We start from the raw sequence: 23985 nt of genomic DNA on the forward strand, positions 1-23985 counted from the left end.
GCGGTCACGACGTGAACTCGACCGGGCAGCCGGCCGCGTCCCCGCCGCGCATCCCCTCCGCGAGCCAGAACGTCGAGAGCACGAGCGCGACGATGGCGAGGACGACGAATTCGAGGCCGTGGAGGGGGAACAGCGCCAGGAGCCCCGTCGCGCCGAACAGGCCGAGGATGCCGGCGACGAGCGCCGACCCGCAAGCGGCGCAGCCTGCGCCCATCGTGCTCAGGACGACGCCGCCGACGCTGCCGGAGCTTTCGAGCAGCGAGCCGCCGTTGTTCCGGAGGTGGTACGCCAGCATCGCCGTGTTGACGCCGATGAGGACGCTCGCGACGGCGAGCAACGCCCCGCCGCCGACGCCGAATCCACTGCCGACGACTGGAAAGAGGTTGACGAGGATGGCGAACCGGGCGGCGAGGGGGAGCGGGCCGAGGAGAACGAGGTCGCGGACGATCGAAAGGTTCTGCGAGACGACGAAGGTGGTCAGGCCGACGAGAGCGGCCACGACCGCGAGCAACGCGTACGCGGGCGTCGAGAGCACGAGGCGGGCGGCGCGAGCGATCGTTCGCCAGTCCGAGAGGGTGGTAGGGGCCGATTTCATGGGCGCGGGTTGTGGTCCGGAAAGCGCTGTGCGTACTGTTCGGGGAGTATCCGTCCGATACTAGTTACTCTCCCTGTATTAACGTTTGTGGCGAGGGTTCGTCTGAGCGGCTGATAGGACTGAAATCCAACCACCGAACGACGCCGGAGTAACGCGTTTTGGACGCCCGATTCGTCGGGGCAAGGGGCAAAATCGTGACTTTCGACCGACAGAGAAATCAACAACAATAATATAATTACGCGTGGCTCCAAGCCAAAAAATTAAACTGGTTATTAAGCCGAACAACGGGTGAGTAATGCGGGAGAAACCACGCAGGGCCGTAGTGAAAGCATCGGCGGGCGTACTCGTAGCCGGTCTCAGCGGGTGTGCCGGAATACTGGGCGACACGTCCGAAGAGGAGTCGACCCCGACGTCTTCTCGATCGACCGCCCACCCGACGACTACGCGCGAGCGAACGACGTCTCGCACGACGACGAAAGTGAACGCGACGACCTCCGAAGAGCCGACGGAGACAGCGGAACCGACGGAGACCGAAACTGCGACACGGACGGAAACGGAAACGCCGACGCAGACGCCCCCTCCGACAACCCGACCGGCCCCCGACATCGACCACCCGGCCGCCAACGGGATCGCGGACAATCCGCGGCTCGGACGGCCGCTCGAAGACGTCAGGGGGATCATCGTGGCCTTCGACGATCCGTCGTGCCCGTCGTGCGCGAAGTTCCACGAGGGGACGCTCCCGACGCTCAAATCCCGGCTTATCGATCCGGGGAAGGCGGCGTACGTCGCGAGGGCGTTCCCGATCGTGGAGCCGTGGGGGAACCAGGGGGTGCAGTTGCTCAAGGCGACGCACGCCCACGACGCGGAGGCGTACTGGGACCTGAAGTCCCACTACTACGCCAACAGGCAGTCGTTCGACACCGGGAACGTCTTCGAAAAGACGGAAGCGTACCTCCGCTCGGAGACGAGCGTGGACGCGCGCACCGTCGTTCGGGAGGCCCGGCGGAAGGCCTACGACGACGCGGTCAACGCCGACGTTCGCGCGGGGCGGAGCGCCGGCATCCGCGGGACGCCGTCGTTCTACCTGTTCCGCGACGGCGAGTACAGGACGAAGGTCCTGGGCAACCAGAACGCAGCGGTGTTCGAAAACGCGCTCGGGCTCTGAGCGTCAGGTTCGGGCGAACCGCGGCCGAATGGGCGTTCGGGTCGACCGCTATGGGGGGGGGGGAGCATCGGCGACGGGTCGGGTCCCCGTGCGTCGACGAACGCCTCGGTCGGCGAAAATCTGGTTCGCGCTGCCGGACGGGATCTGTCTCAGACGGAACGCGCCTCGACTTCCTGTCATATAGCCGATCAAAACGGAGCCTACGAACGATGCGCCGCCCGATTACCTCGTTCGTCCAGGTTGGCACGAATTTTTGAATTAGAGTGACCTGGGGTGAAATCGTTACAGATTAGCCAGGTGATAACTAGTTGAAAAATTCCGGAATAGAGCGTATAATTAAAATACATCGATTCTAAATAACGAAGCGTCCAATGCGACGCACACTCACTACACGCCGAAAATTCCTGACAGCGACCGGTGGACTGACGATCGCGGGACTCGCTTTGAGCGGAAACGCGACAGCCGAGGAGACGGACGTCTCTCGTTCTACCTTCAAATTGCGCGAGGGGACCGAAGAGGAGACGACCGTCTACGAGACGGTCGCGGACGAGGACGGTCCGACGGTCGTCGTGGTCGGCGGGATGCACGGCGACGAGGAGGCCGGCTACCGGGCCGCAAATTACGTCCGGGAGTGGGCGATCGGCGCCGGGACGCTCGTCACGATCCCGAGGGCGAACGCGCGAGCCGTCGAGCGGGGCACGCGCAACGGTCCGGACGGCGTCGACCTGAACCGCCAGTTCGAAGTGGGCGAGAGGCCGGGCACCGAACTCGCGCGGGAGATCTGGAATCTCGTCCGCAGGTACGACCCGGACATGCTGATCGACCTCCACGAGTCGAGGGGGATCTATCGCGACGACCAAGATCCGGGGCTGGGTCAGGCGGTCTTCCACTCCCAGCAGCAGAAGGCGTACGACGAAGCGGAGGAGGCCGTCAGGTACGTCAACCGCAACCACGTTTCCAACCCGCGGTACCTATTCAAAAAGAGCCTCGCGACCGGCCCGGACATGCCCCCGTACGGACTCCTGATTTACAAGGCGTCCTACGACCTCGGCGCGACCTCCCACCTCGTCGAGACGTACGAGGAGGCTGGAGGCGTCGACAAGCGCGTCGGGTGGCAGCTCCAGATCGTGAGACAGCTCATCAACGATCTGCTCTCGGGCGACAGCGACGAGGAAGTGGACGACGAGCCCGGCGGGGACGAACCGGAGGACGACACCGGCGGAGACGACTCCGACGGCGACGCCGGCGAGGGTGACGGCTCCGACGGAGACGGCGGGGACGACGGATCCGGCGGAGAACCGAACCAGGGGCCGACCGCGCGGATCGAGACGAACCCGGCGAACGCGGACGAACTCGATCTCAGTAGCGACGACGTCGTCACGCTCGACGGATCCGCGTCGTCGGACGCCGACGGCGAAATCGCCTCCTACGACTGGAACGTCGAGGGACTCGGGAAGATCGCGAACGGAGGCGGCTCCGGGGACACCGTCGACGTGACGTTCACGGGGTGCGGCGAGATGCTCGTCACCCTGACGGTGACGGACGCCGACGGAGCGACGGACACGGCGCAGGTCACCCTCTCGACGCTCCCGCCGATCCGGGAGTAGCGAGACCGGTTCGGGCCGCCCCCGCGACCGGTTCGGGACGCAGGGACGGCCGGTTGGGAACGCGCGTACGGACGGCTCCGGACGCGGGTGCTGTCGTCCCGGTTCCGAACCGTCGGTCAAGGACTCCGACCGGTCGGTCGAAGACCGGGAGTGACGCGGGGATTTTTCAGAGCGGGCCAAGGTGTCGATCGGTGAACTGTGCCGAGATTCATGGTGATGACGCCCGTAGGACGACTATGGGAGAACAGTGGCGATACGAGTTCGAAGGGACCGAACCGGACGTCCACGACGACGCGCACGTCAGCCGGCGCGCGACGCTCGTGGGGGATGTCGTCGTCGAAGCCGACGCGAGCGTCTGGCCCGGGGTCGTGCTCCGCGGCGACGTGGCGCCCGTCCGGATCGGCCGCGAATCGCACGTCGGCGACAACGCCGTCCTGCACGCGGTGCGCATCGGCGAGCGCGTGATGATCGGACACGGGGCGGTGCTCAACGAGTGTACGATCGACGACGGGGCGCTCGTCGGGTTCAACGCGACGGTGAACACGAACGTCACCGTCGGAAGCCGGAGCATCGTCGCCTCGGGAACCGTCGTGCCGGAGCACACGGAGATCCCGGAGGGATCGTTCGTCCGCGGGGTCCCGGCGAGAGTGACCCCGCTGGAGGAGACGTCGATCGACGCGGAGGCGATCTTCGAGCGGTACTCGACCGGCGAGTACACGGGCCTCGCCGACCGCCACGGCGACCTGTTCGTGTGAGGCTTCGATCCGTTCGCGTGAGGCCTCGGTCGGCGGGACAGCCGACGACCGCCGTCGCGGTCAATCCACGTGATTGACCGTTCGTAGATACTCCTGTAGCAGTCCGGGAAAGTCCCGGCCCTTCAGGTACCGGAGACCGAAGTCGTCGGCCCAGCTGATGATGCCGGTGTCCTCGGTGACGACGCCGGCGTCGAGTTCCCGCGCGAGGATGAGGAGGTCGAGGTCCTCCCGCGAGTCGAGTACGCCTTTCCGGAGCGTCCGCCGGTACTCGTCCCGGAGGTCGGCGATGACCTGGTCGACCCCGGTCATGTACTCGTGGTCGTCGAGCCGTTCGACGCGGGACTCCTCCGCCTTCCGGACCGCCTTCTCGGAGATGCGCAACCCGCGGTTCACCCGGTCGCTCATCTCGTCTATGAACCCGTACACTAGCTCCGCGGGAATCATGACTTCGAGGCGGGCGGGACTCTTTTTTATCACCCAGGTGTTGAGCTTCGAGAACGTTTCCTCCGACACCCCGCGATCTCCGAGCATCGCCGTCAGCTCGTCGTGGATCGACGGCGGCATGTAACAGGAGATGTTGAGGTCGAGCTTCGCGCGCGCGACGAGGTCGAGAAACCGGTCGATCGCCTCCTCGACGCTCTCGTCCTCGCGGCGGATCTCCTCGGTGATGAACACGGACGTGTCGAGGACGAATCGCTGCTTGAGAGGATACGAGGGCATGGGAACAATTGACACCGCGGGGAGAAATACCTGACCGCTCGCGACCCGTTTCCGCCGCCGAGCGGGACGCCTCCGAACGCGCACCCGCACCGCTCGGCGTTCGTCCCGGGCGGATTCGACGACTCGTCCGGAGTTTCGGTTGTCGTCGAACCGAAACTCCGGACGAGACGACAAAGAGTTCATCGTCCCGGTTACCGTACTAGATATTCTCATGCAAGCATCGAGATATCACGGACAGCGAGACGTCCGCGTGGACGACGTTGACGACCCGACGCTCGGGCCCGACGAGGTGCGGATCGAGGTCGACTCGTGCGGGATCTGCGGCTCCGATCTGCACGAGTACGTCGCCGGACCGATCTTCGTGCCGGATCGGGATCCGCACCCGCTCACCGGCGAGCGACTGCCGATCACCATGGGACACGAGTTCGGCGGCGTCATCACGGCGGTCGGAGACGGCGTCTCGACCCACGAGAAGGGGCAGGCCGTCGCGGTGAACCCGATCGTCTGGTGCGGGGAGTGTCGGTACTGCGTCGAGGGGAAGTACCACCTCTGCGAGTCCGTCGGGTTCGTCGGCCTTTCGGGGGGCGGCGGCGGATTCTCGGAGCGCGTCACCGTACCGGCGGTCCAGGCGGTTCCGCTTCCGGACGGCGTTCCCACCGAGCACGGCGCACTGGTCGAACCGTTCAGCGTCGGTCTCCACGCGGTCCGTCGATCCGGCCTCCAGGCGGGAGACTCGGTCGCCGTGTTCGGAAGCGGCCCAATCGGCCTCGCGGTCGTGCAGGCCGCGCGTGCGGCCGGCGCCGGTCGCATCTTCGTCTCCGAACCGCGCGAAGCCCGACGCAGCCTCGCGCGGGAGAGCGGCGCCGACGACCTCGTCGATCCGACGGAGACGGACCCAGTCGAGTACGTCCACGCCGAGACAGGAGGGGGAACGGACGTCACCTTCGAGGTCGCGGGAATAGAGACCACGTTCAAGCAGGCGCTGGAAACCGCGAAGGCCGACGGCCGAGTGACGATCGTGAGCATCTTCGAAGGGGAGATCTCCATGCATCCGAACACGATCGTTCTCGGCGAGCGAGCGGTCACCGGCACGCTCGCGTATCTCGGCGGCCCGCTGTCGGACCGCGAGTTCGGCGCCGTCCTCCGCCTGTTCGGCGACGGAGAGCTCGATCCGGAAGCGCTCGTCACCGCGCGCATCGATCTCCCCGACGTCGTCGACGAGGGGTTCGACGAGCTATTGGACGGCGAGAGCGAACACGTGAAGATCCTCGTCAGACCGTGAACGACGCGACGAGCGCCCGGGAGACGGCGGGCCGTCGGCCTCGCGCGATCGCCGCGAGCGCCAGGATACGGAGAGCGAACGGACGGCTCCGCGATCGCGGAGCCGTCCGAAGCGGGCCGCGGCGCACCGCCCCGCGATCGTACGCCGCCGAAGGGGGGCCGCCCCTCCAGCGTCCATGGGTCGGAAGTCACGACAGGCCGCGAGTCGGGGGTCGCGACAGACCGCGAGCCAGGAGCCGCGCAGGATGACGTACCACGAGCTGCTCGGCCTCTCGCGATCCGAGTTCGATGCGATCGAAGGACACTTCCGGCGGCGGGAGTTCCGCAGAACGGAGTACCGCCACCTCCCGGACCGGCGGAAACACCTGTCGCGGGGGACGGTGCTCGTCGGGGGGACGGTCGTCCGCGGGTTCCCGAAGATCCCGCGGGCGTTCGTCCTCGACGCGGGGATTTCGCGGTACTTCGACGGGGCGTTCGTGGTCGAGGAGAAGCTGAACGGCTACAACGTCCGCGTCGTCCGGGTCGGGGAGGTGCTCGCGTTCACGCGGAGCGGGCTCGTCTGCCCGTTCACGACGTGGAAGGTCCGCTCGACGCTCGACCTCGACGGCTTCTTCGAGGAGAACCCGTCGGCGATGCTCTGCGGCGAGATGATCGGCCCGGAGAGCCCCTACACGGCGCACGAGTACCCCGAAGTCGAGTCGCTCGCGTTCCGCGCGTTCGACGTGCGCGACCGAGCGACGGGCGAACCGCTCCCGGTGCGCGAGCGGCGGCGGCTCTGCGAGCGGCACGGGGTGCCCCAGGCCCCGCTGTTCGGCGTTCACCGAGCCGAATCGGGGGCGACGGGAGTGAGGGAAACCGTCCGGAAGCTCGACGAGGAGGGTCGCGAGGGGGTGGTGATGAAGTCCCTCGGCGGGGAGAGACAGCTGAAGTACACAACCTCGGCGTCGAGCCGCAGCGACCTGGCCTACGCGTTCTCGTACCCGTTCGACTACGGACGGGACTTCGTGTTCCGACGGCTGCTCCGCGAGGCGTTCCAGGCCGTCGAGTGGGAGGCCGACGACGCCGAGGTCGAGCGGCGGGCGCGCGAACTCGGGGAGGCGATACTCGTCCCGATGGTGCGCACGTTCCGGGGGGTACGCGACGGGGAGATCGTCGCCGAGCGGCACCGGATCAGAGGGGACCGCCGCCCGATCGAAGAGCTGCTCGACCACCTCCGGGACCAGGGGTTAGAGATCGCCGTCGAGGACGACCGCACCGAGGGCAGTGAACGCGTCGTCACGTTCGCGAAGCGACTGCGGTCTACGACCGACAAGACGAGAGCGTACCTCGACGGAACGGTCGTCAGCGAGTGAGCGGTGGAGATCCAATTACTTTCGTCACCAGTCCGTTTTAACTAGTTATTTTAACTAGTTGGTATGACTCTGTGAATATACCTGTCGGTTTAACCGCTGAGCTCGGGTCGCGTCGATCGCCACGGCGGCGGCGACGGTCACGATCCCGCCGACCGAGATCCCCTGCAGCAGGTCGCCGAGCACGACCGACCGGGATTCCGACGCTGCCGCGCCGTGGACGAACAGCGCGACGAGGAACAGGATCGCGTCGAGGGTCGAGGCGGCGCTGACGGCGAACAGCAGCGCGAAGATCCCCCGGACTCGGGCGGCCGTTCGCGTCGCTCGAGGTATCGACCGAAACCGGGGTGAGACGATCGACGAGCGCGGCGACAGTTCGATCTGCCGGCCGCTTCCGACGAGTCACGCCAGGATCGGGAGGAAGATCAGAAGCGTGACGTTGACCCGGATCGGGATCCCTCACGCGCGGGCGATCTCATAGCTTCTCGCTGGGGTTCCCACTCGGAGGTAGCTCTCGTTAAGGTGGAGTCGCTGTCACGACTTCGGAGACATTCGAACGAGAACGACGGGTAGCTGACGGTGTTCGGATCTTCTAGCGGAAATGGTTGGATCGGGCGCGCGAGCACCGCGTCCGGCGTGAAAACGGATGGCCGGGACGCATCGCCCGGAAGGATTGCTTCGGTTAGATCACCCGAACCACAGACCTCGTACTGAGCATTCGGATCGCTCGTGCTACGGGAGAGAATCGTGCTCCGGGATGGAATCCGCTCAGCCGGACGGCTCGAGGTTTCCAGTCGCGGTAGCTGGCTGGTGCAAATCGTTCGGAACCGGCGGGTTACAGAAAGTTGAGGAGAAAGCCCACGACTTTACTCGTGGGATGAATCTCGTGTACGACGAACTCGCAGACACGTTCAGGGCTTTCCAACCAGTCACTATCGACAATTCTCGACTGGATTCACCACTGGCTTCCGAAGAAGCCGCTCTGGACGTTGGCGCGACAACCTCGTCGCCTGCACGACAACGACCGGCCTACAACTCCTGTACGAGGGGCGCGACTTGTTCGATAAGTTCCGTGAAACCACGGAACGAATCGCGTACTACCAGTCGCTTCTCGAAAACCAGCGCAAGTCCAGCAAGCGCATCGACCACCTGTACCGGAAGCGCACGAATCGGCGGAATCACGCTCGAGACAACCTCGTCCGCGACCTCGTGGAACACATATACGAGGAGGGCGTTTCAACGCTGTACGTCGAGGACATCAAGGGCGTTCTCTCGACGCACTGGTCGCCGTGTGTGAACGAGAAAACACACAACTTTTGGGCGTACCGCCGATTCATCAACCGCCTCGAAGACGTGTGTGAGGAATACGGCATCACAGTCGAGGAAGAATCCGAGGCGTGGACGAGTCAGGAGTGCCCCGAGTGCGGCGAACGCGAAGCAACCGTTCGCTATGAGGACTCGTTGACGTGTCCGTGTGGTTTCGAGAGGCACGCTGACCTCGTGGCAAGTGAATCGTTCCTGAGACGGCAGAACAACGCGGTTGGGTCGATGGCACGGCCCGTGTACCTCAAGTGGAACAATCACAGTCGGCGGGAAGACCAGAGCCCGCCCTCCATCGTGGAGACAACGGCCAACGAGGAATACACAGACCAGAGTACCACGTCGAGCGGGAATGTCGCTCTCGGGGACTCTGACGACTGAGACACCCACGAGAGGAATCCCACGACTGAAGTCGTAGGTGGATGTCAAGCGTGTTCCGGACAGTTCGAAAACCGGGGAAAGTTCAACCGACGGTACCACCCTCGTCCACTCGGCACTGAGCCGACCGCGACGAACTACCTCGTGCTGTGAGCGTCGCGGACGGGTGCGGTCGACGTTCGGCGTTCGCGTCAACATTCATAGCGGATTACCCCGTAAAGGCGTCATGGCTCGAAGACGCGTACTCGTCGCCGTCGACGAACACGAGGACAGAGCGCGGGCGCAGGCGCGAACGGTCGCGACCCTGTTCGATCCGGACGCGGCCGAGGTCGTCGTGCACCACGACTTCACCGACAACCCGGAGGGAGCGTACATCGATCAGATCGGCTCGGTCCGCCGAGCGAGGGAGGCGTTCGAAGCCGACGGGTTCGACGTCACGCTCCATGAGACCAGCGGGGATCCGGCGACGGCCATCGTCGACGCCGCGGCGGAGGTCGACGCCGACACCATCTGCATCTACGGCCGCCGTCGAAGTCCCGCGGGGAAGGCGCTGTTCGGCAGCGTCGCACAGAGCGTGATCCTCACGGCTGACCGTCCCGTGATCGTCGCCCCCGAGCGAGCGGACGAGAAGGGAGACGCGGCCTGAGTCGAAGTCCCGGAGCCCGCGGGCTCTCCCGCGTCCGGGACGCCGGGTATCCCGGACCCCTCATGCCGAATGAAATGCGAGCGGTTCGGCGGGGAAGGCCCGCCGATCTCTTTCCGGGTCGGCGTTCGAGCGGTTGTCGGCGACGCTTCCCGAATCGGCGATCTGAGACGATCGATCGAAGCGGTGAGCCGAAGCGGCTAGAGCCGCCTGACGCTCGGGTGCCGGTCAAAAATCGGAGGAGGAACGGAAGGGAAACGGAACCGAAGGAGCGGCCGGCGTCAGATCTCGGTGACTCGCTCGTGCTCCTGGGAGATAGCGCTCGCGTCCTCCGGGAGGAGAGCGACCACGAGGTAGTCGGCGTAGTCGTCGATGTACTCGAGGAGCGCCGCGATGCGGTCGGAGTCGATCGCTTCGAGCGAGTCGAGCAGGATGAACGGCACCGTCTCGTACACGTCGTGCGCGAGGTACCCCGCGAGAGCGAACACGAGGCCGGTGACCTCGCGCTCCGACTCGCTCAGGTGGTCGACGGTGTCCTCGTAGACGGTGCCGGACGCCGTCTTGCGAACGACGTGCAGGTCGAAGAACGCCCGCGTGACCTTCCGGCGACCCTCCCGGACCTCCCGTTCGGTCCGCTCGATCCAGATGCGCTCCAGGTTCGCGTACCCAAGGATGTCGAGCACCGCCTCCATGTGGTCGTTGAACTCCGAGACGGCCTGGGTTTCGATCTGCTCGATCCGCGTCCGGAGGTCCTCGATCTCGGCTTTGACCTCCTCGCGGCGGTCGGCGAGCCGGTCGCGCTCGTCCAGCCGCGACTCAATCTCGTCGATCTCGTCGTCGACGCGTTCGAGTTCGCTCTCGAGTTTCCCCAGTTCGAATTCGAGCTGGTTCGCCTCCTTGTGGAGGTCGAGAAGCTCGCTGTACTCCTCGGCTTCGAGTTCGTCGACTGCCTCCTCGAGCTCTTCGATCTCCGTCGTCAGCGACTCGCGGCGGTCCTTCAGCCGGTCGAGCGACCGCTCGCGGTCCTCGATCTCGTCCTCGGTTCGGCGGAGTCGCTTTTGAATCTGCTCGCGACGGCGCTGGTCTTCCTGGAGGGAGGACCGCTCGCGCTTCAGTTCGTCGATCCGCTCGCGGAGGCCGTTCCGGTCCTCGACCTTCGAACGGCGGAGGTCGCGCAGTCGGTCGACCGTCCGCTCTATCTGCGCCGTCTCGACTTCGGAGCCGCAGGTCCAGCACACCACCGTCTTCGAGTCGTCGAGGAGCTGATCGGTGACGGAACCGGAACCGGAGCTTTCGGTTCCGCCGTCCTCGCGGAGCGCCTCGAGCACCTCCGTGCTCGTCCCGTCGAGCATGTCCTCGTTGAACTGGATGATGGTCTGCAGTTCGGTGATGCTCGAATCGAGGCGCTGGATCCGATCGCGGAGCCGGTCGAGCTTCGATTCGATCTCGTTGATCTCGCCGACCGGCGCGTCGGCCATCTCCTCGCGCTCCGCTTCGAGTTCGTCCCGCTCCTCTCTGAGCGTCGACAGGCTGTCCTGTTCGGACTCCATCCGGAACCGAACGTTGTCGAGGTCGGAGCGCTTCTCGCGGAGCTGTTCGAGCTTCTCGTCGAGTTCGGCCTTCTCCTCGCGGGAGTCTTCGAGGTCGGCGTCGGCGGACTCGATCTCCGCTTCCGTCTCGGAGAGCGCCTCGCGCTTCTCCTCGATGTCCGTCGAGAGCTCCGTCCGCCGCCGTTCGAGCTCCGGGAGCCGACCTTCGAGCGATTCGAGCTCCTCAAGTTCCGACGAGAGGCGGCGCTTTTCGGACTCCAGTTGCTCGATTTCGCTCTGGATCGCCTCGGTGTCGATCGGCTCCATGATGATCTCGCGGAGGTCGTCGCCCCGCGCGACGGCCCGACGGGCCTCGTTCGATTCGAGGAGGAACGCGAACAGGTCCGCGAGGGTCGAGTCCTCGAGGTACGGTTCGCCCTCGGTGAGGACCGCGTCGCCCTGCCGGGTCAGCGCTCGAGAGTAGGTCCGGTCGCCGATCGTCAGTTCTACCTCCCCTTCGTCGGCGTCGCCCTTGAGCGAGACGCGGTCGCTCCCGAGCGCGGCCATGAGCGCCTGGAGGAAGGACGTCCGGTTCGTGGCGTTTCGACCGGCGAGGACGGTGATACCCGGCTCGAAGCTCACGCTCGTCCGCTCGATTCCGCCGATGTTTCGAACGTTCACTTCGACCCGCTCAGTCGAAGATTGTGCTTGACTCATGAACTTAGCTCCGGGCTCCGGAGATATAATACTTGACGTATTGGATCGACGACCTGACACGGCTATAGCCGTCACATCGGAATCGAGGGTTGCGGGCGCTCATCGGTCGTCGGCTCGGCAGTCGCAGCCGCCGCTCTCCAGGAGTTCCGACACCGAGTACTGCGAGCCGCAGTCCTCACAGAGGACGCGGATGTCGACGAACACGCTGAACTCGCCGAGTACCAGGTCCTCCGCCTTTCTGAGCTGATTCAGCGTCGATTCGGTCACCGCGACGAGGCGGCTGCGGAGCCGTCGGATCGTCTCGCGCCCCTTCTCGACCCGAGCGTCGCTGTCCGGTTCGTCCGTCCGCTTGCTCGCGCCGCGGTACTTCGTGAGGTACGTGTACACCGCCTGGTGCGAGACGAAGTTTCGCCGCAATCGCTCGATATCGACCCCGTTTCGCTTCAGCGTGTTCTCGGCCTCCGTTCTGATCCCCCCGCTTATGTCGTCGTCGGTGAGAAGCCGATACATGTTTTCGACTTCCCCGTCGAGGGTTTCCATCCCGCGCTCGTCCATCTCTGCCTCCAGGATCTGCTGGTTGAAGTAGTCGGCGAGATCCCGGAGGCTCCGCTCCTCTCCGCCCTCGCCGGTCCAGAGCCGTTCGATCCTGGCGCCCATTCCGTCGAGATCGTACCGGTCGATCAGCCGTCCGACCTTGCTGTTCGTCGGGTCGGGAAGCGAATCGGAGGCGCTCTCCTCGCTGGACTCGTTCATCGCCCCCGAATTGAGCACGAACACTATTAAACCCCCCACGTTCGAGTCCGCCGTCTCCACCACCCCAAACGAACGATCTCGACCGCCGAATGGCCGAGCCTCCCGTTCCTAGGTGATTGACCGCTCCATCCTCCAGATGGCGGAACCCCTCGTTCTCCGAGCGAGCGGTCGTTCCGCTCGAATCGATCATCTCGGCGAAGGGTCGAGGGACCGCGATCGAACAATAAAACATAGACTTATTACGTCGTGTTGTAGTAATTCGTTCATGAGCAAACTGGCCGATGTCGACGACCACGACCTCCGCGACGCGTTGAGCGCCGTGTCCGAGGCGAAACCCGCGAAGCGGCTCATGATCGCTCTCGCGTACAAGGACGGCGTCCCCGTATCGACGCTGAGCGAGCGCTACGGGATCCCACGGTCGACGCTGTACTACTGGCTCGACCGGTTCGAGGCGGAGCCGATAGAGAAGGCGATCGAGGACGAGAAGCGACCGGGTCGACCGCGCAAGCTCTCGTCGGAGGAGCAGCGCGCGATACGGGCAGATCTCGAAGGAACGCCGGACGAAGTGGGATATGAGGCGGACGAGTGGACGCCGCTGCTGCTGCGGGACCACATCGAGCGGGAGACGGGCGTGTCGTACTCGGTCGGCCACACGCGCCGGTTGCTGCGAGAGCTGACCGAACGATCGTGAGCTGGCCGTGGCCTGCGCCTACGCTCGCGATCCGTATCTCGTGGTGGTCCCGGTGTGATCTATCCGTCGTGATCTGTGTCCATCGTAACCCGTCTCTGGCGTCGTTCAGCGCGCGGAAGGGTGGTTCCGGGGCGGGATCGGCGCCGAACGACGTCCGAATGCAATTTGAATTGTGAAACGCGTTCGGTCGATCGACTCGCAGATTTTGTCGGGACCGATTACGAATCGCAGTGACCGCGCGGCCGAGGCGCGAAAAAGCCCTAAATGAGGTGCGGACGAGGAGCGAATGAGGTGCGGACGAGGGGCAAACGAGGAGTAACGGAGAGCGAAAGAGCGTCGGATTCGGCCGAGCGGCACGCGTTCCGGTGGAGGTTCGGAGGGTGCAACGGACTGGCCACACCTCTCGAAATTCGGATCGGAATTAAGAATCGTGACAGTGCTAACCTCGTAACGAAAAAAGAAGTCAGACACCTGGTGGTTTCGGAAGAATGTTATTGGGAGATCGCCGTGAGGGACCGGATCGCGTCATCTGACGCTCTCATCGATTTCGGATGCTCCTGACGGTTTTCGGCGATTTCGAGGAATCTCGATGGAGTGGAATTACCCAGTCCCAACACTTTTTGCGGACATATATACAACAGCGACGCGACCCTCAGCGTATGCCGACCAGAGAGGCGGTCGTGATGGAGGCCGCGCGGGCGGGGGCCGACTACGCGATGCAACGGTTTCGGACGAATCTGACAGTCGAGCGCAAGACAGGCAAGACGGACCTCGTCACCGAGGCGGACCGAACGACCCAGCGGCGCGTCGTGTCGACGATCGAGGAACACTTCCCGGCCGACGCGATCGTCGGCGAGGAGGAAGACGAGCGGAAGACCGTCCCGGACGAGGGATACGCGTGGATCGTCGATCCCATAGACGGGACGCAGAACTTCGTTCGAGGTCTCCACGGATGGGTGACGAGCGTGGCGGTCGTTCGCGACGGAAAGCCGATCAGCGCGGTCAACGTCGCGCCGGCGCTCGGCGAGACGTACCGGGCGACGTCGACCGGCGTGACGCGCGAGGAACGGCCGATCTCGGTGAGCGGCCGAACCGATCCCGAAACGTTCCTCGTTGCGCCCACCCTCCGGTGGGCGAGGGACGACAGCGCCGCCGTCGGGTCGCTGACCCGGGCGATCGTCGATCGCTTCGGCGAGTTGCGGCGGCTCGGCTCCGCGCAGCTGACGCTCTCGCTGGTCGCGAGCGGAGCTCTCGACGCGGCCGTCGCGTTCGACCCGCGGCCGAATCCGTGGGATACGGTCGCCGGCGCGTATCTCGTGGCGCGAGCCGGCGGAACCGTGACCGACCTTCGCGGCGACGAGTGGAGGCCGGGCGGTCCGGGGATCGTCGCGTCGAACGGCGAGGCGCACGAAGCGGTGCTCTCGGCGGTGAAAGCAGCGACGGAGTGAGAGCGGTTCCGAAGCGAACGTGGCGATAGTTCGATACATTCGACGAACGAAGAGGGTTCTTCACATTTCTTTTCGTACAGCGCGCGATCCGGTATCGGCGACGCATCGAACGAAGGAGCAATCGAAGTGCGCCGAAGGAGAATTGACTTACGTCAATTACGCAAGTCAGATCGAATACGAATCAGAATGGAGTAGTACTACTCGTTCGTAAATGAATCTGCAGCGGCAACCGAGGTGAGCGGGGCCCCGAGGCATCCGTTCCCCTTAATCGGTACCGATCCGCATCTTGCCGACCACGGGAGCGCAATGCGCTGATCGGTGCCATTGGCATATCGTTCGCGTGTCGATAGCGACAACGCGTCAATCCTTCGTCGTTCGCCGCGGTCGTCCTCCCGCCGTCCGCCGCTCGTTGAGATCAGTACGGTCAAATCACTGACCGCAGAATAGGCCGCCGGGAACTCGATGAGAGCTACAGAGAGATATGCTAGTGGACCGCGTCGGAGCACCGTCGAAGAACGACAGAGAACGACGACTCTTGTCTTCGGAATCGGTTCCGGGTTCGTCAGTTCCGCGCGGCGAGGAGCAGGGTGACGAGGAACTCGCGTCCGACGCGGTCGACACTCCCACACCGGTTTTCGAACGTTCAATTCCGTTTCCGTGCGCCGATTTGTTGCCGATCTAGACTCTCAACCAGGTCCGCGAGGACATTTGAAAACCGATGTGTCCGATCGCCGTTTCAGTCGGTACGGGGGGTCCCGCGGAATCGAATGGGAGCGGGGGATCGAACGAAGCCGGACGCCCGACCACACCCCCCGAACCGACTGAATTGGGCGACTTCTCGCCTCGAATTCGCCGCGTCGAGGATCTTTCCCCGATGCGTCGCGTAGGGTGTAGCAGTGCACTCAGTATTTGACATCCACCCGCGCCTGAAGATGCGGGCATGCGCTCGATTCTCTGTCACCCCCACCCCTCGTACCGAGTGAAATCAAACGAGCCCCCGGGACGTTTTCAGTGGCGTTCGAGATAGTATATAAATGAACGTCATCAGCTTGGGGCGAATCAGTTATAAATTCGGAAAACCGGCCGACTGGTACCGAATATCGGATTCACAAGATCTGACAATAATAACCTTATCATAAAGATTTATATTATATGACGAGGATCCCGTGACTGCAGGAGAGGAAAAGCGGGAAGAAGAAGAAGAAGACGACAGTGTGAGTGAAGACGAGGGCGACGAGTTTCACTCGGTACGAGGGGTGTCTGACGTCCGTCCGACGGAGACGCGAGGGGAACGGTCGAACGTGATTCACTCGGTACGGGGGGTGGGGGTGAGGGTCCAACTACGGACGAGCACCCGCCTCAACGCTCGCTCGGCGCTGACCCAACGGGATCATTCGATAGTCCCCCGATGGCCTCTCGATGCCCCCTCGGTACGTCACTCGGGATCCTCACCGATTTCACTCGGTATGAGGGGTCGATACCTTTATGGCGGTACCGACAAGCCGTGTGAGTCAATGACGGATCCGGACCAGGGCGTCGATGATCCGACCGAGGAACCTGCCGATCCGTTCGCGATCGGCGACATTTTCGTCCGGGAGGAACTCCTGCGCGTCGGGTACGTTCCCGAACGGGATCGGATCATCGGCCGCGACGACGAAATTCGTGCGGTAGGAAAAGCGCTCGGTCCGGCGGTTCGGGGCGGGCCGCCGCGGAACCTTCTCATCTACGGGAAGACGGGGACGGGCAAGTCGCTCGTGTCGAAGCACATGGCCCGGGAGGCGCGTTCGCGCGCGCAGCAGAACGACGTCAACCTGATCTACCAGTACGTCGATTGCTCGAACGAGGACACCGAAACCCGCGCCGCCCGCGAACTCGCACTCGGCGTGCGCGACACGCTCGAACCCGACCTCGACATCCCCCGCAAGGGGATCGGGGCGTCGGAGTACTTCCGTCACCTGTGGGACTTACTCGACGCGCATGACGTCAGATCGCTGATCGTCATCCTCGACGAGGTCGACAAACTCGACGGCGACGACGACATCCTCATGACGCTCTCTCGCGCCGAGGAGACCGGCAAGACCGACACCTACGTCGGAATCATCGCGATCAGCAACAAAATCCAGTACCGCGAGACCATCGGCGAACGCGTCGATTCGAGCCTCCAGGACAGGGAGTTCGTCTTCCACCCCTACGACGCGAATCAGCTCCGGCAGATCCTCGAAAACCGGCGGGACGCGTTCCGAGACGGGGTTCTCTCCGACGAGGTGATCCCGCGGGTCGCCGCGCTCGCCGCGCGGGAGCACGGCGACGCCCGCAAGGCCATCGACATCCTGCGCTACGCGGGGGCGATAGCGGAAGAGACCGAGTCCTCGACGGTGACGGAGGACCACATCGATCAGGCGATGGAACGCGCCGAGGCTGACCGCTTCTCGGAGCTGGTGTCGGGATCCACCCCGCACGTGAAGTACATCCTGATCGCGTTGGCCTCGCTGACCCTGAGCCGATCGAAGGACGAGTTCGCCAAGAAGGACATCTACACCGCGTACAAGAAGGTCTGCCGGAACGAGGGATCCGATCCGATCTCCTGGGATCGGGTCTCCCGCCTGCTGAAAGAGCAATCGTTCCTCGGGATCACCGAGAGTCGGCACACGGGGGGCGGGTACGAGAAGGGAAGCTATCGGGTTCACTCGCTGAATCGAGATCCGGAGATTGTCCTGAAGGCGCTCAATTCCGGCAAGGATCCCATCTGACTTTCGAACGCGTTGACGCCTCGCCGAACGGTTCGATTCCCGCCGCGAGTCGGCTCGGTCGCGTGATCGCGTCGATCTGCTGACTTCATCTGTCGCGCGCTTACATCGTCGCGTTATCGCCTCACTCATGCGAACCAGTCCGGCCGCATGTGTCAACTGGCCGCGTGCGGGTAGTTCGACCGCCCAGCGGCGGTTCCGTTTGGGTTCCGTTTGATCCCAAGCTCCGTCAGTTCGATCCGCAAGCCCCGTCAATACGACGTACCTCTCGATTTGAAAGCGCCAACGCAATCCGAAAACAGCCGAATGAGCCGTGATCGATTTCGCCCGAAGCGAAACAATCGGTATAATATACTGTTATCACGATTCGAGTATCTAAGAATCGAGATTTGCCGATACGGAAACTCAGCCGCTGTCTTTATGCTGGATCGTGATCTAGGCCCTGCATGACGATCGAGCGGTCATCGATCGTGGAGTCCCTACCCATGTCCACCCTGATAATCGGAGGCGGACACGTCGGCTTCGCCCTCGCCGAACGGCTCGGTTCACGGCCCGGCTCCGTCCTGCTCATCGATACGGACGCCGGCGTCGTCGAACGGGCCCGAAAACGCGGTATCGAGGCCCGGAGAGTCGAGTTCACGGACGTCAACGCGCTTCGAAACGCCGGCGTCCGCCGGACGGACGTTGCGGTCGTCGCGACGGACCGCGACGCCGTCAACCTCCTCGTCGCGCAGCTACTCAGGACGCGGTTCGACGTCGACCGCGTACTCGTGTGCGTGAACGATCCGCGGAATCGAGAACCGTTCGAGGAACTCGGCATCGACACGGTGTGCCGGGCGGACACGCTTTCGCGCGCTCTTGCGCGAAGACTGAGCGGACCCTCCCTCGGAGCCCGACGAACCAGCCACGTCGAAGACGCTGATAACGCCGGAGGCACCGATCGGACTGAGGACCGACGAAACGGCGACGGACGATCGACGCGGGAGGCGTAACCGTGCAGGTCATCCAGCCGCTGGGCCACCACGAACTGCTCGTCCTGTTTCTTCAGCTGTTCCTGCTCCTCTTTGTCGCCCGTGGGCTCGGAGAGCTCGCCCGCCGCGCGAACCTCCCCTCGGTCGTCGGCGAGCTGCTCGCGGGGATCGTTCTCGGGCCGTCGATCCTCGCGGCGATCGCGCCCGGGCTGTTCACCGCCCTGTTTCCGCAGGAGGCCGCGCAGTATCACCTCCTGGAGGTCGTCTCCTGGTTCGGACTGATCATGCTCCTCATCCTCACCGGGCTGGAGACCGATCTCGATCTTATCCAGAGCCGGGCGAAGTCGGCGACCTACATCTCGATAGCGGGTATCGTCGTCCCCTTCGCGCTCGGATTCGGGCTCGCGTACAACCTCCCCGACGCGTTCCTCGCGGGAGCCGACCAGCGCCTCGTCTTCAGCCTCTTCGTCGCCACGGCGCTGTCCATCTCTGCGATCCCGGTCATCGCGAAGGTGTTGATGGAGATGGACGTGATCCGCCGCGACATCGGGCAGATCACGCTCGCGGCCGGGATGATAAACGACACCATCGGGTGGGTGTTGCTCGCCGTCGTCGCCGGACTCGCCCGAAGCGGGGCGATCGACCTCGGTTCCCTCGGGACGACGTTGGTCTCGATGGCCGCGTTCTTCGGCCTCGCGTTCACCCTCGGCGACCGCGCCGTCCGGCGCATCTTCCGCTGGGTGGACAACGCCATCGGCGGCGTGACGGCGAAGATCACCACGCTGATGATCCTCGCCCTCGGCGTCGGCTCGATAACCCACTACATGCACCTCGAAGCGGTGCTCGGCGCGTTCGTCGTCGGCATCCTCGTCGGTCAGACCAAGCGGTTCGGCCAAGAACCACAGCACGTCTTCGAGATCGTTACCATCGGGATCTTCGCGCCCATCTTCTTCGCGACGGCGGGCCTCCGCGTCGATCTCACCGCGATGGCCGACCCGACGGTGTTCCTCGTCGGGATGGCGGTGCTCGCCGTCGCCATCGTCGGAAAGTTCGTCGGGTCGTACGCGGGCGCGAAGGCTGCCGGTCTCGGCGACTGGGAAGGGATCGCGATGGGTGCCGGAATGAACGCCCGCGGCGCGATGGAGATCATCATCGCGACCATCGGACTGAGCCTCAACGTGCTCACCTCCGAGATGTACACGATCATCGTCATGGTCGCCATCGTGACCTCCCTGATGGCGCCGCCCCTGCTCAGGTGGACTCTCCCGAAGGTCGCGATGACCGACGAGGAACGGGACCGCCTCGAACGCGAGGAGCGCCAGCGGCAGAGCTTCCTCGGAAACGTCACCCGGGTCCTGCTGCCGACGCGGTGCAGCGCGGACTCGCAGTTCGCGGCTCAGCTGGTCGGTCACTTCGCCCGCAACCGCGAGATCGAGGTGACGAACATGTACGTCCCGCGCGCCACGGAGCCGTCGCCGGGCGGCCGATCGATCGTAGACCGGCTCCGCCGCGTGCTTCCGGGCCGAAACGGTTCCGACGCCGTCCCCGACGGCGGCTCGGCCGCGACGACCGCGGAAACGGCGGCCGCGGATCGCCGAGCGACGACGTGTCTCGGGCGGATGCGCGAGCAGCTCGCGCTGTCCAACGACAGCGTCAGGGGGATCGTCCGCCCGATCGAGGCGACTACCAGCCAGACGGTCCTCTCGGAGGCGCGGAACGGGTACGACATGCTCGTCCTCGGCGTGAGCGAACGCGCCGGTACGCCCGACGGACCGCTTTTCAACACCGAGGTGGACGACGTGATTCTGGAGTCGCCGTGTCCGCTCATGGTCGTCAACTCCGACGTGGTCGCGACCGGGGGCACCCTCGACAAGACCGACCTCGACCGGATCCTTCTGCCGACCGTCGGGACCGAGTACAACCGCCACGCCGCCGAGGTCGCGTTCGCCATCGCGCAGGAACGCGGCGCGCTGGTTGAGGTCGTCCACGTGGTCAACCGACCGCAGCTCGACGAGCTGTTCGTCGAGGAGCCGGACATGTCGTCGGCGCGGGCGCTCGGCGAGGAGATCGTCGACCGGGAGGCCGACCTCGGTCGACAGATGGGCGCGGAAGTCACGACGCGGGTGATCGTCGGCGACGACGAACCCGAGCGCGAGATCCTCCGCCTCGCCGAGAAGAACGACGACGACCTGCTCGTCCTCGGAAGCAACATCCGGACCGTCTCCCAGCGGGCGTTCTTCGGTCACCGCGTCGAGCACATCATCCGGAACTCGGATCGCCCCGTCGCGGTCATCAGCTCGCTCTGAGCGGCGGCCCCGCTCTCTTCCGTTTCATCGTCTCGCTCTCCTCGTCTCATCGTCCCGCTCTCTGCCGTCTCACCGTCGTTCGACGGTCGCACCCGAGCGATCGTCGGCCCTACCGACGATCATCGTTCGTCCCGTCGACGATCGTCCCCCTGTCGACGATCGCCGTCCGTCGCGCCGACATTCCCGCCCGGCGACGGATGTGAGCGTACATTTGAGCCGGCGTTGATCTCACACCCATGGACGAACTTGACCGGTTAAAACGTCGAACGCGCAGACTCGAAGCGCACGTGTTCGGTGCCGAGGCGGAGGACCACGTCGATCCGCTCACGCACCGCGTCACGCTGCTCGAACGGGACGTTTACGGGCGCGAAAATCTGTCCCGGTTGGCGGAGCGAATCGAATCGCTCGAAGTCCGCTGCGACGAACTCGAACGCCGTCTCGTGGACAAACCCTGAGGGTCCGAACCACTCGGCGATGCGCCGCTGTGCCCGAGACCGGAGCGAAGCGGACCTGCCGATTCCCGCCCTCCGACCGACCCCCGGGCGTGCACGCCGGCGGAGCCGCCGCGTCCTCCCTCACGGTGCGAACACCGCTCGAACGCGTCCGTCCTCTCTGTGCTTGAACATCTCGTAGCCGCGCGGCGCGTCCTCCAGAGAGAACCGGTGCGTCGCCAGGTACGACGGGTCCATCCCGATTTCGTCCGACGATCTCCGCCGCGACGACCGTCTCCGTCGTCTCGGATCCGACGAGAAAATGGTGTATTCCGTAGTTCGACCGCATAACGATGCCAGCCGCGTCAGAAAGGCCTACGCGCAGCCTTCCTGCGTCTGCTCGGCGGTGTTCGTCGCTTCGGCGGTGGCGTACTGCGTGTTGACGTTCTGCTGGTAGTTCACCTGGTGAGACTCGGCCTCGCCGTTGTCCTGGGCGTACGCGATCGCGGCGTACTGCTCGTTGTAGTTCAGCTGCTCGACGTACTGGACCTGCTCGACGGCGGCCCTGGCCTCCTGCTCGTTGACCTGCCGCTGGTTGCCGTTGTCGTAGTCGACGGACCACCTGTCGTCCTCACCGTCGCTGCTCAGGAGGATCTGGGTCTGCGACCCGTCGGCCTGCGACTGCTCGCTCTCGTTCGTCGCCTCGGCGACGGCGATCTGCGCGTTCACGTTGGACTGGTAGCTCTCCTGGAACGCGGTCGCCCGACTGCAGTTCCGGGCGATCGCGACGGCGGCGGTCTGCAGGTTGACGTTCTCCTGGTCGACTTCCTGCGACTGGACCACCGTGGCCTCGGCCTCCTGCGTGTTCTCCTGTTCGGCCGCCTCCTCCGCGGCGGCCGATCTGGCTTCCGCGGAGATGTCGTCCATCTTCGAGGCGAGCGCGTCGGCCTCGTCGGTCGAGTCGTCGGACCCCGTGGACGCGACGGACCCGGCGGAGGCGACGCACGTCAGCGGGGTCTGCGCCTGCTTTTCGAGCTCGTTCGCCTGTTCATCGAGCGTCTCGATCTGCTCGTCGAGCGACTGCGTCTGTTCGTTGAAGTTCGCCGCGGACGCGGACGCGAGCTGCCTGTTCACGTTGACCTGGTAGCTCTCCTGCACCGCGAGTGCGACGCTGCCCTCGCCGACGGCGATGGCGATCGCGTACCCCTGGTCGTTGACGTTCAGCTGATCGACGTCCTGATCCTGCTCCACGGAAGCGTTGGCCTCCTGGGAACTCGACTGCTCGCCGGCCCCGTCCTGCGCCTGCTCGCTGACGTTCGTCGCTTCGGCAACGCCGACCTGGAGGTTCTCGTTAGACTGGTAGCTCCGCTGGTACGCCGTCGCCTCGCTCTTCTCGGCCGAGAGCGCGACCGCGGCGCTCTGGTTGCTGTAGTTCAGCTGCTCGACGTCCTGCTCCTGATCGACGCTGGCGTCGGCCGCCTGCGCGCTCTCCTGGACGCCGCCGCTCGTGTCGACGACGTAGCCGGAGTACTCGCGGGAGCACTCGTCGGCGAAGACGATGTGCACGTTACCGACGTTCTTGATCGACACCTCCTGCGTCTGGTCGGCGGCGTTGATCGAGTTCGCCTCGCCCTCCTGCGTGTTCTCGTTCGCCTGGTAGGTGCGCTGGATCGCCTTGGCGTCGCCGCCGTCGATGGAGATGGCGACCGCGCCGCTCTGCTGGTTGATGTTCAGCTGATCGACGTCCTGGTACTGCTCGACGCGCGCGGACGCCTCCTGTGTGATTTCCTGTCTGTGCTCTTCGACCCATTCGGAGAGGTCCTCGGTGTCGGCGCCGAAGACGATGTACACGTCGTCGTCGCCGCTGAGCGTCAGTACTCCGTCTTCGCTCTCCTCCGCCGTGGCGACGGAGCCGACGGCGCCGGCGCCGGCGAGCGTCGAGACGAGGAGCGTTCCGAACGAGCGTCGCGATATCGGTAGCCGCTGATTCGATTTGTTGACCATGTTGGTATCCGTGTGCTCTCTTTCGTTTTCTTCTGACTGTGTTTCCGCCTGACCAGTGCGCTGTGCAAATTCCCATATCCGGAGTAGCACATTTGTTATTAACAGCCTGGATGAAATTACGCGGAAGTTACCTAGTTGCGGCGCGGAGGAGTCCGACCGGTACAGACAGTCTAGCCTGAAATTCAGGAAATCGTGACTGTAACGGGCGAATACGGCCCCTGCTCCCGGACAACGTAACGGATAAATCGGGGTCTACCTCCTCCGTCCTCCGGCGCTCTGGCGAGGACGAAGGATGGCCCGAAATCCCGCCTGGAGCGTTTCAAACCCGTAGTAGGGTGCACCTACGCGTCGATCAGCCCGCCGACTTTGCCGCAAAAGGGGATTTCCGGTACGCCCGCGACGCCCCCTCGACTCTTACGATCTCGACGGGGGCGCTTTCGCGCCGTCTCGCTCGGCTTTGAGTTCGGCGGCGAGGTCGCGGGCGGCGCGGCGGACCGCCTCGTCGCTCTCTGTCTCTGGTTCCCACCCGAGCGCCGCCAGTTTCTCGATCGACAGCCGCATTTTCGGCACGTCGC

Annotated in this window: 17 protein-coding genes and 1 pseudogene; 13 read left to right on the top strand and 5 right to left on the bottom strand. The window is 64.6% G+C overall.

Going from position 1 to position 23985, the window contains the following annotated elements:
- Positions 1-4: 4 nt before the first annotated feature.
- Positions 5-595, bottom strand: coding sequence for a hypothetical protein (locus tag CNO20_RS22380; protein ID WP_101298422.1), 591 nt, complete (start codon positions 593-595; stop codon positions 5-7).
- A gap of 478 nt (positions 596-1073) precedes the next feature.
- Between CNO20_RS22380 and CNO20_RS22385 the strand changes: the two genes are divergently transcribed.
- The 3 genes from CNO20_RS22385 (at position 1074) to CNO20_RS22395 (ending at position 4122) form a co-directional block, all read left to right on the top strand.
- Positions 1074-1760, top strand: coding sequence for a DsbA family protein (locus tag CNO20_RS22385; RefSeq protein ID WP_143423339.1), 687 nt, complete (start codon positions 1074-1076; stop codon positions 1758-1760).
- 443 nt (positions 1761-2203) lie between these two features.
- Positions 2204-3367: a PKD domain-containing protein gene (locus CNO20_RS22390; protein WP_158237471.1), complete on the top strand. Its 1164-nt coding sequence runs from the start codon at positions 2204-2206 to the stop codon at positions 3365-3367.
- A 236-nt stretch (positions 3368-3603) separates the two neighbouring features.
- Entirely contained in the window at positions 3604-4122 is a 519-nt protein-coding gene (locus CNO20_RS22395; protein WP_101298425.1) for a gamma carbonic anhydrase family protein, read from the top strand.
- Between the two features lie 60 nt (positions 4123-4182).
- Here the strand turns inward: CNO20_RS22395 and CNO20_RS22400 are convergent, their stop codons facing one another.
- Positions 4183-4842, bottom strand: coding sequence for an RNA ligase partner protein (locus tag CNO20_RS22400; protein ID WP_101298426.1), 660 nt, complete (start codon positions 4840-4842; stop codon positions 4183-4185).
- A gap of 211 nt (positions 4843-5053) precedes the next feature.
- On the opposite strand from CNO20_RS22400, the gene CNO20_RS22405 reads away from it, so the two are divergent.
- The 4 genes and pseudogenes from CNO20_RS22405 (at position 5054) to CNO20_RS22420 (ending at position 9816) form a co-directional block, all read left to right on the top strand.
- On the top strand, positions 5054-6124 hold the full coding sequence (locus tag CNO20_RS22405) for a 2,3-butanediol dehydrogenase (protein ID WP_101298427.1): 1071 nt from the start codon (positions 5054-5056) through the stop codon (positions 6122-6124).
- A 244-nt stretch (positions 6125-6368) separates the two neighbouring features.
- Positions 6369-7475 (top strand): RNA ligase, encoded by a 1107-nt coding sequence (locus CNO20_RS22410; protein WP_101298428.1) that lies wholly within the window; start codon positions 6369-6371, stop codon positions 7473-7475.
- A gap of 874 nt (positions 7476-8349) precedes the next feature.
- Positions 8350-9173 (top strand): annotated as a pseudogene (locus tag CNO20_RS22415) (RNA-guided endonuclease InsQ/TnpB family protein); the annotation flags it as partial.
- 223 nt (positions 9174-9396) lie between these two features.
- Positions 9397-9816, top strand: coding sequence for a universal stress protein (locus CNO20_RS22420; protein ID WP_101298429.1), 420 nt, complete (start codon positions 9397-9399; stop codon positions 9814-9816).
- A 278-nt stretch (positions 9817-10094) separates the two neighbouring features.
- On the opposite strand, the gene CNO20_RS22425 is transcribed toward CNO20_RS22420, so the two are convergent.
- Both CNO20_RS22425 and rdfA read right to left on the bottom strand, forming a co-directional pair.
- The gene (locus CNO20_RS22425; RefSeq protein WP_101298430.1) at positions 10095-12059 is read right to left on the bottom strand and encodes an archaea-specific SMC-related protein; all 1965 of its coding nucleotides are present in this window, start codon (positions 12057-12059) and stop codon (positions 10095-10097) included.
- 99 nt (positions 12060-12158) lie between these two features.
- Positions 12159-12812, bottom strand: coding sequence for a rod-determining factor RdfA (gene rdfA / locus CNO20_RS22430; RefSeq protein ID WP_101298440.1), 654 nt, complete (start codon positions 12810-12812; stop codon positions 12159-12161).
- Positions 12813-13077: 265 nt separating this feature from the next.
- Between rdfA and CNO20_RS22435 the strand changes: the two genes are divergently transcribed.
- The 6 genes from CNO20_RS22435 (at position 13078) to CNO20_RS22460 (ending at position 21430) form a co-directional block, all read left to right on the top strand.
- On the top strand, positions 13078-13503 hold the full coding sequence (locus tag CNO20_RS22435) for a helix-turn-helix domain-containing protein (protein ID WP_101298431.1): 426 nt from the start codon (positions 13078-13080) through the stop codon (positions 13501-13503).
- Positions 13504-14162: 659 nt separating this feature from the next.
- Entirely contained in the window at positions 14163-14951 is a 789-nt protein-coding gene (locus CNO20_RS22440; RefSeq protein ID WP_101298432.1) for an inositol monophosphatase family protein, read from the top strand.
- A gap of 1514 nt (positions 14952-16465) precedes the next feature.
- Positions 16466-17701, top strand: coding sequence for a Cdc6/Cdc18 family protein (locus tag CNO20_RS22445; protein ID WP_101298433.1), 1236 nt, complete (start codon positions 16466-16468; stop codon positions 17699-17701).
- A 482-nt stretch (positions 17702-18183) separates the two neighbouring features.
- Positions 18184-18690 carry a potassium channel family protein gene (locus CNO20_RS22450; RefSeq protein ID WP_158237472.1) on the top strand — a complete coding sequence of 169 codons (507 nt, stop codon included), beginning with the start codon at positions 18184-18186 and terminating at the stop codon, positions 18688-18690.
- Positions 18691-18692: 2 nt separating this feature from the next.
- Positions 18693-20975 carry a cation:proton antiporter domain-containing protein gene (locus tag CNO20_RS22455; protein ID WP_101298435.1) on the top strand — a complete coding sequence of 761 codons (2283 nt, stop codon included), beginning with the start codon at positions 18693-18695 and terminating at the stop codon, positions 20973-20975.
- A 236-nt stretch (positions 20976-21211) separates the two neighbouring features.
- Positions 21212-21430: a hypothetical protein gene (locus tag CNO20_RS22460; protein WP_101298436.1), complete on the top strand. Its 219-nt coding sequence runs from the start codon at positions 21212-21214 to the stop codon at positions 21428-21430.
- A gap of 351 nt (positions 21431-21781) precedes the next feature.
- Here the strand turns inward: CNO20_RS22460 and CNO20_RS22465 are convergent, their stop codons facing one another.
- Entirely contained in the window at positions 21782-23410 is a 1629-nt protein-coding gene (locus CNO20_RS22465; RefSeq protein WP_199174979.1) for a hypothetical protein, read from the bottom strand.
- Between the last annotated feature and the right edge of the window lie 575 nt (positions 23411-23985).

Source organism: Halegenticoccus soli (assembly GCF_002844195.1).
GTDB classification, from domain to species: Archaea; Halobacteriota; Halobacteria; order Halobacteriales; family Haloferacaceae; genus Halegenticoccus; species Halegenticoccus soli.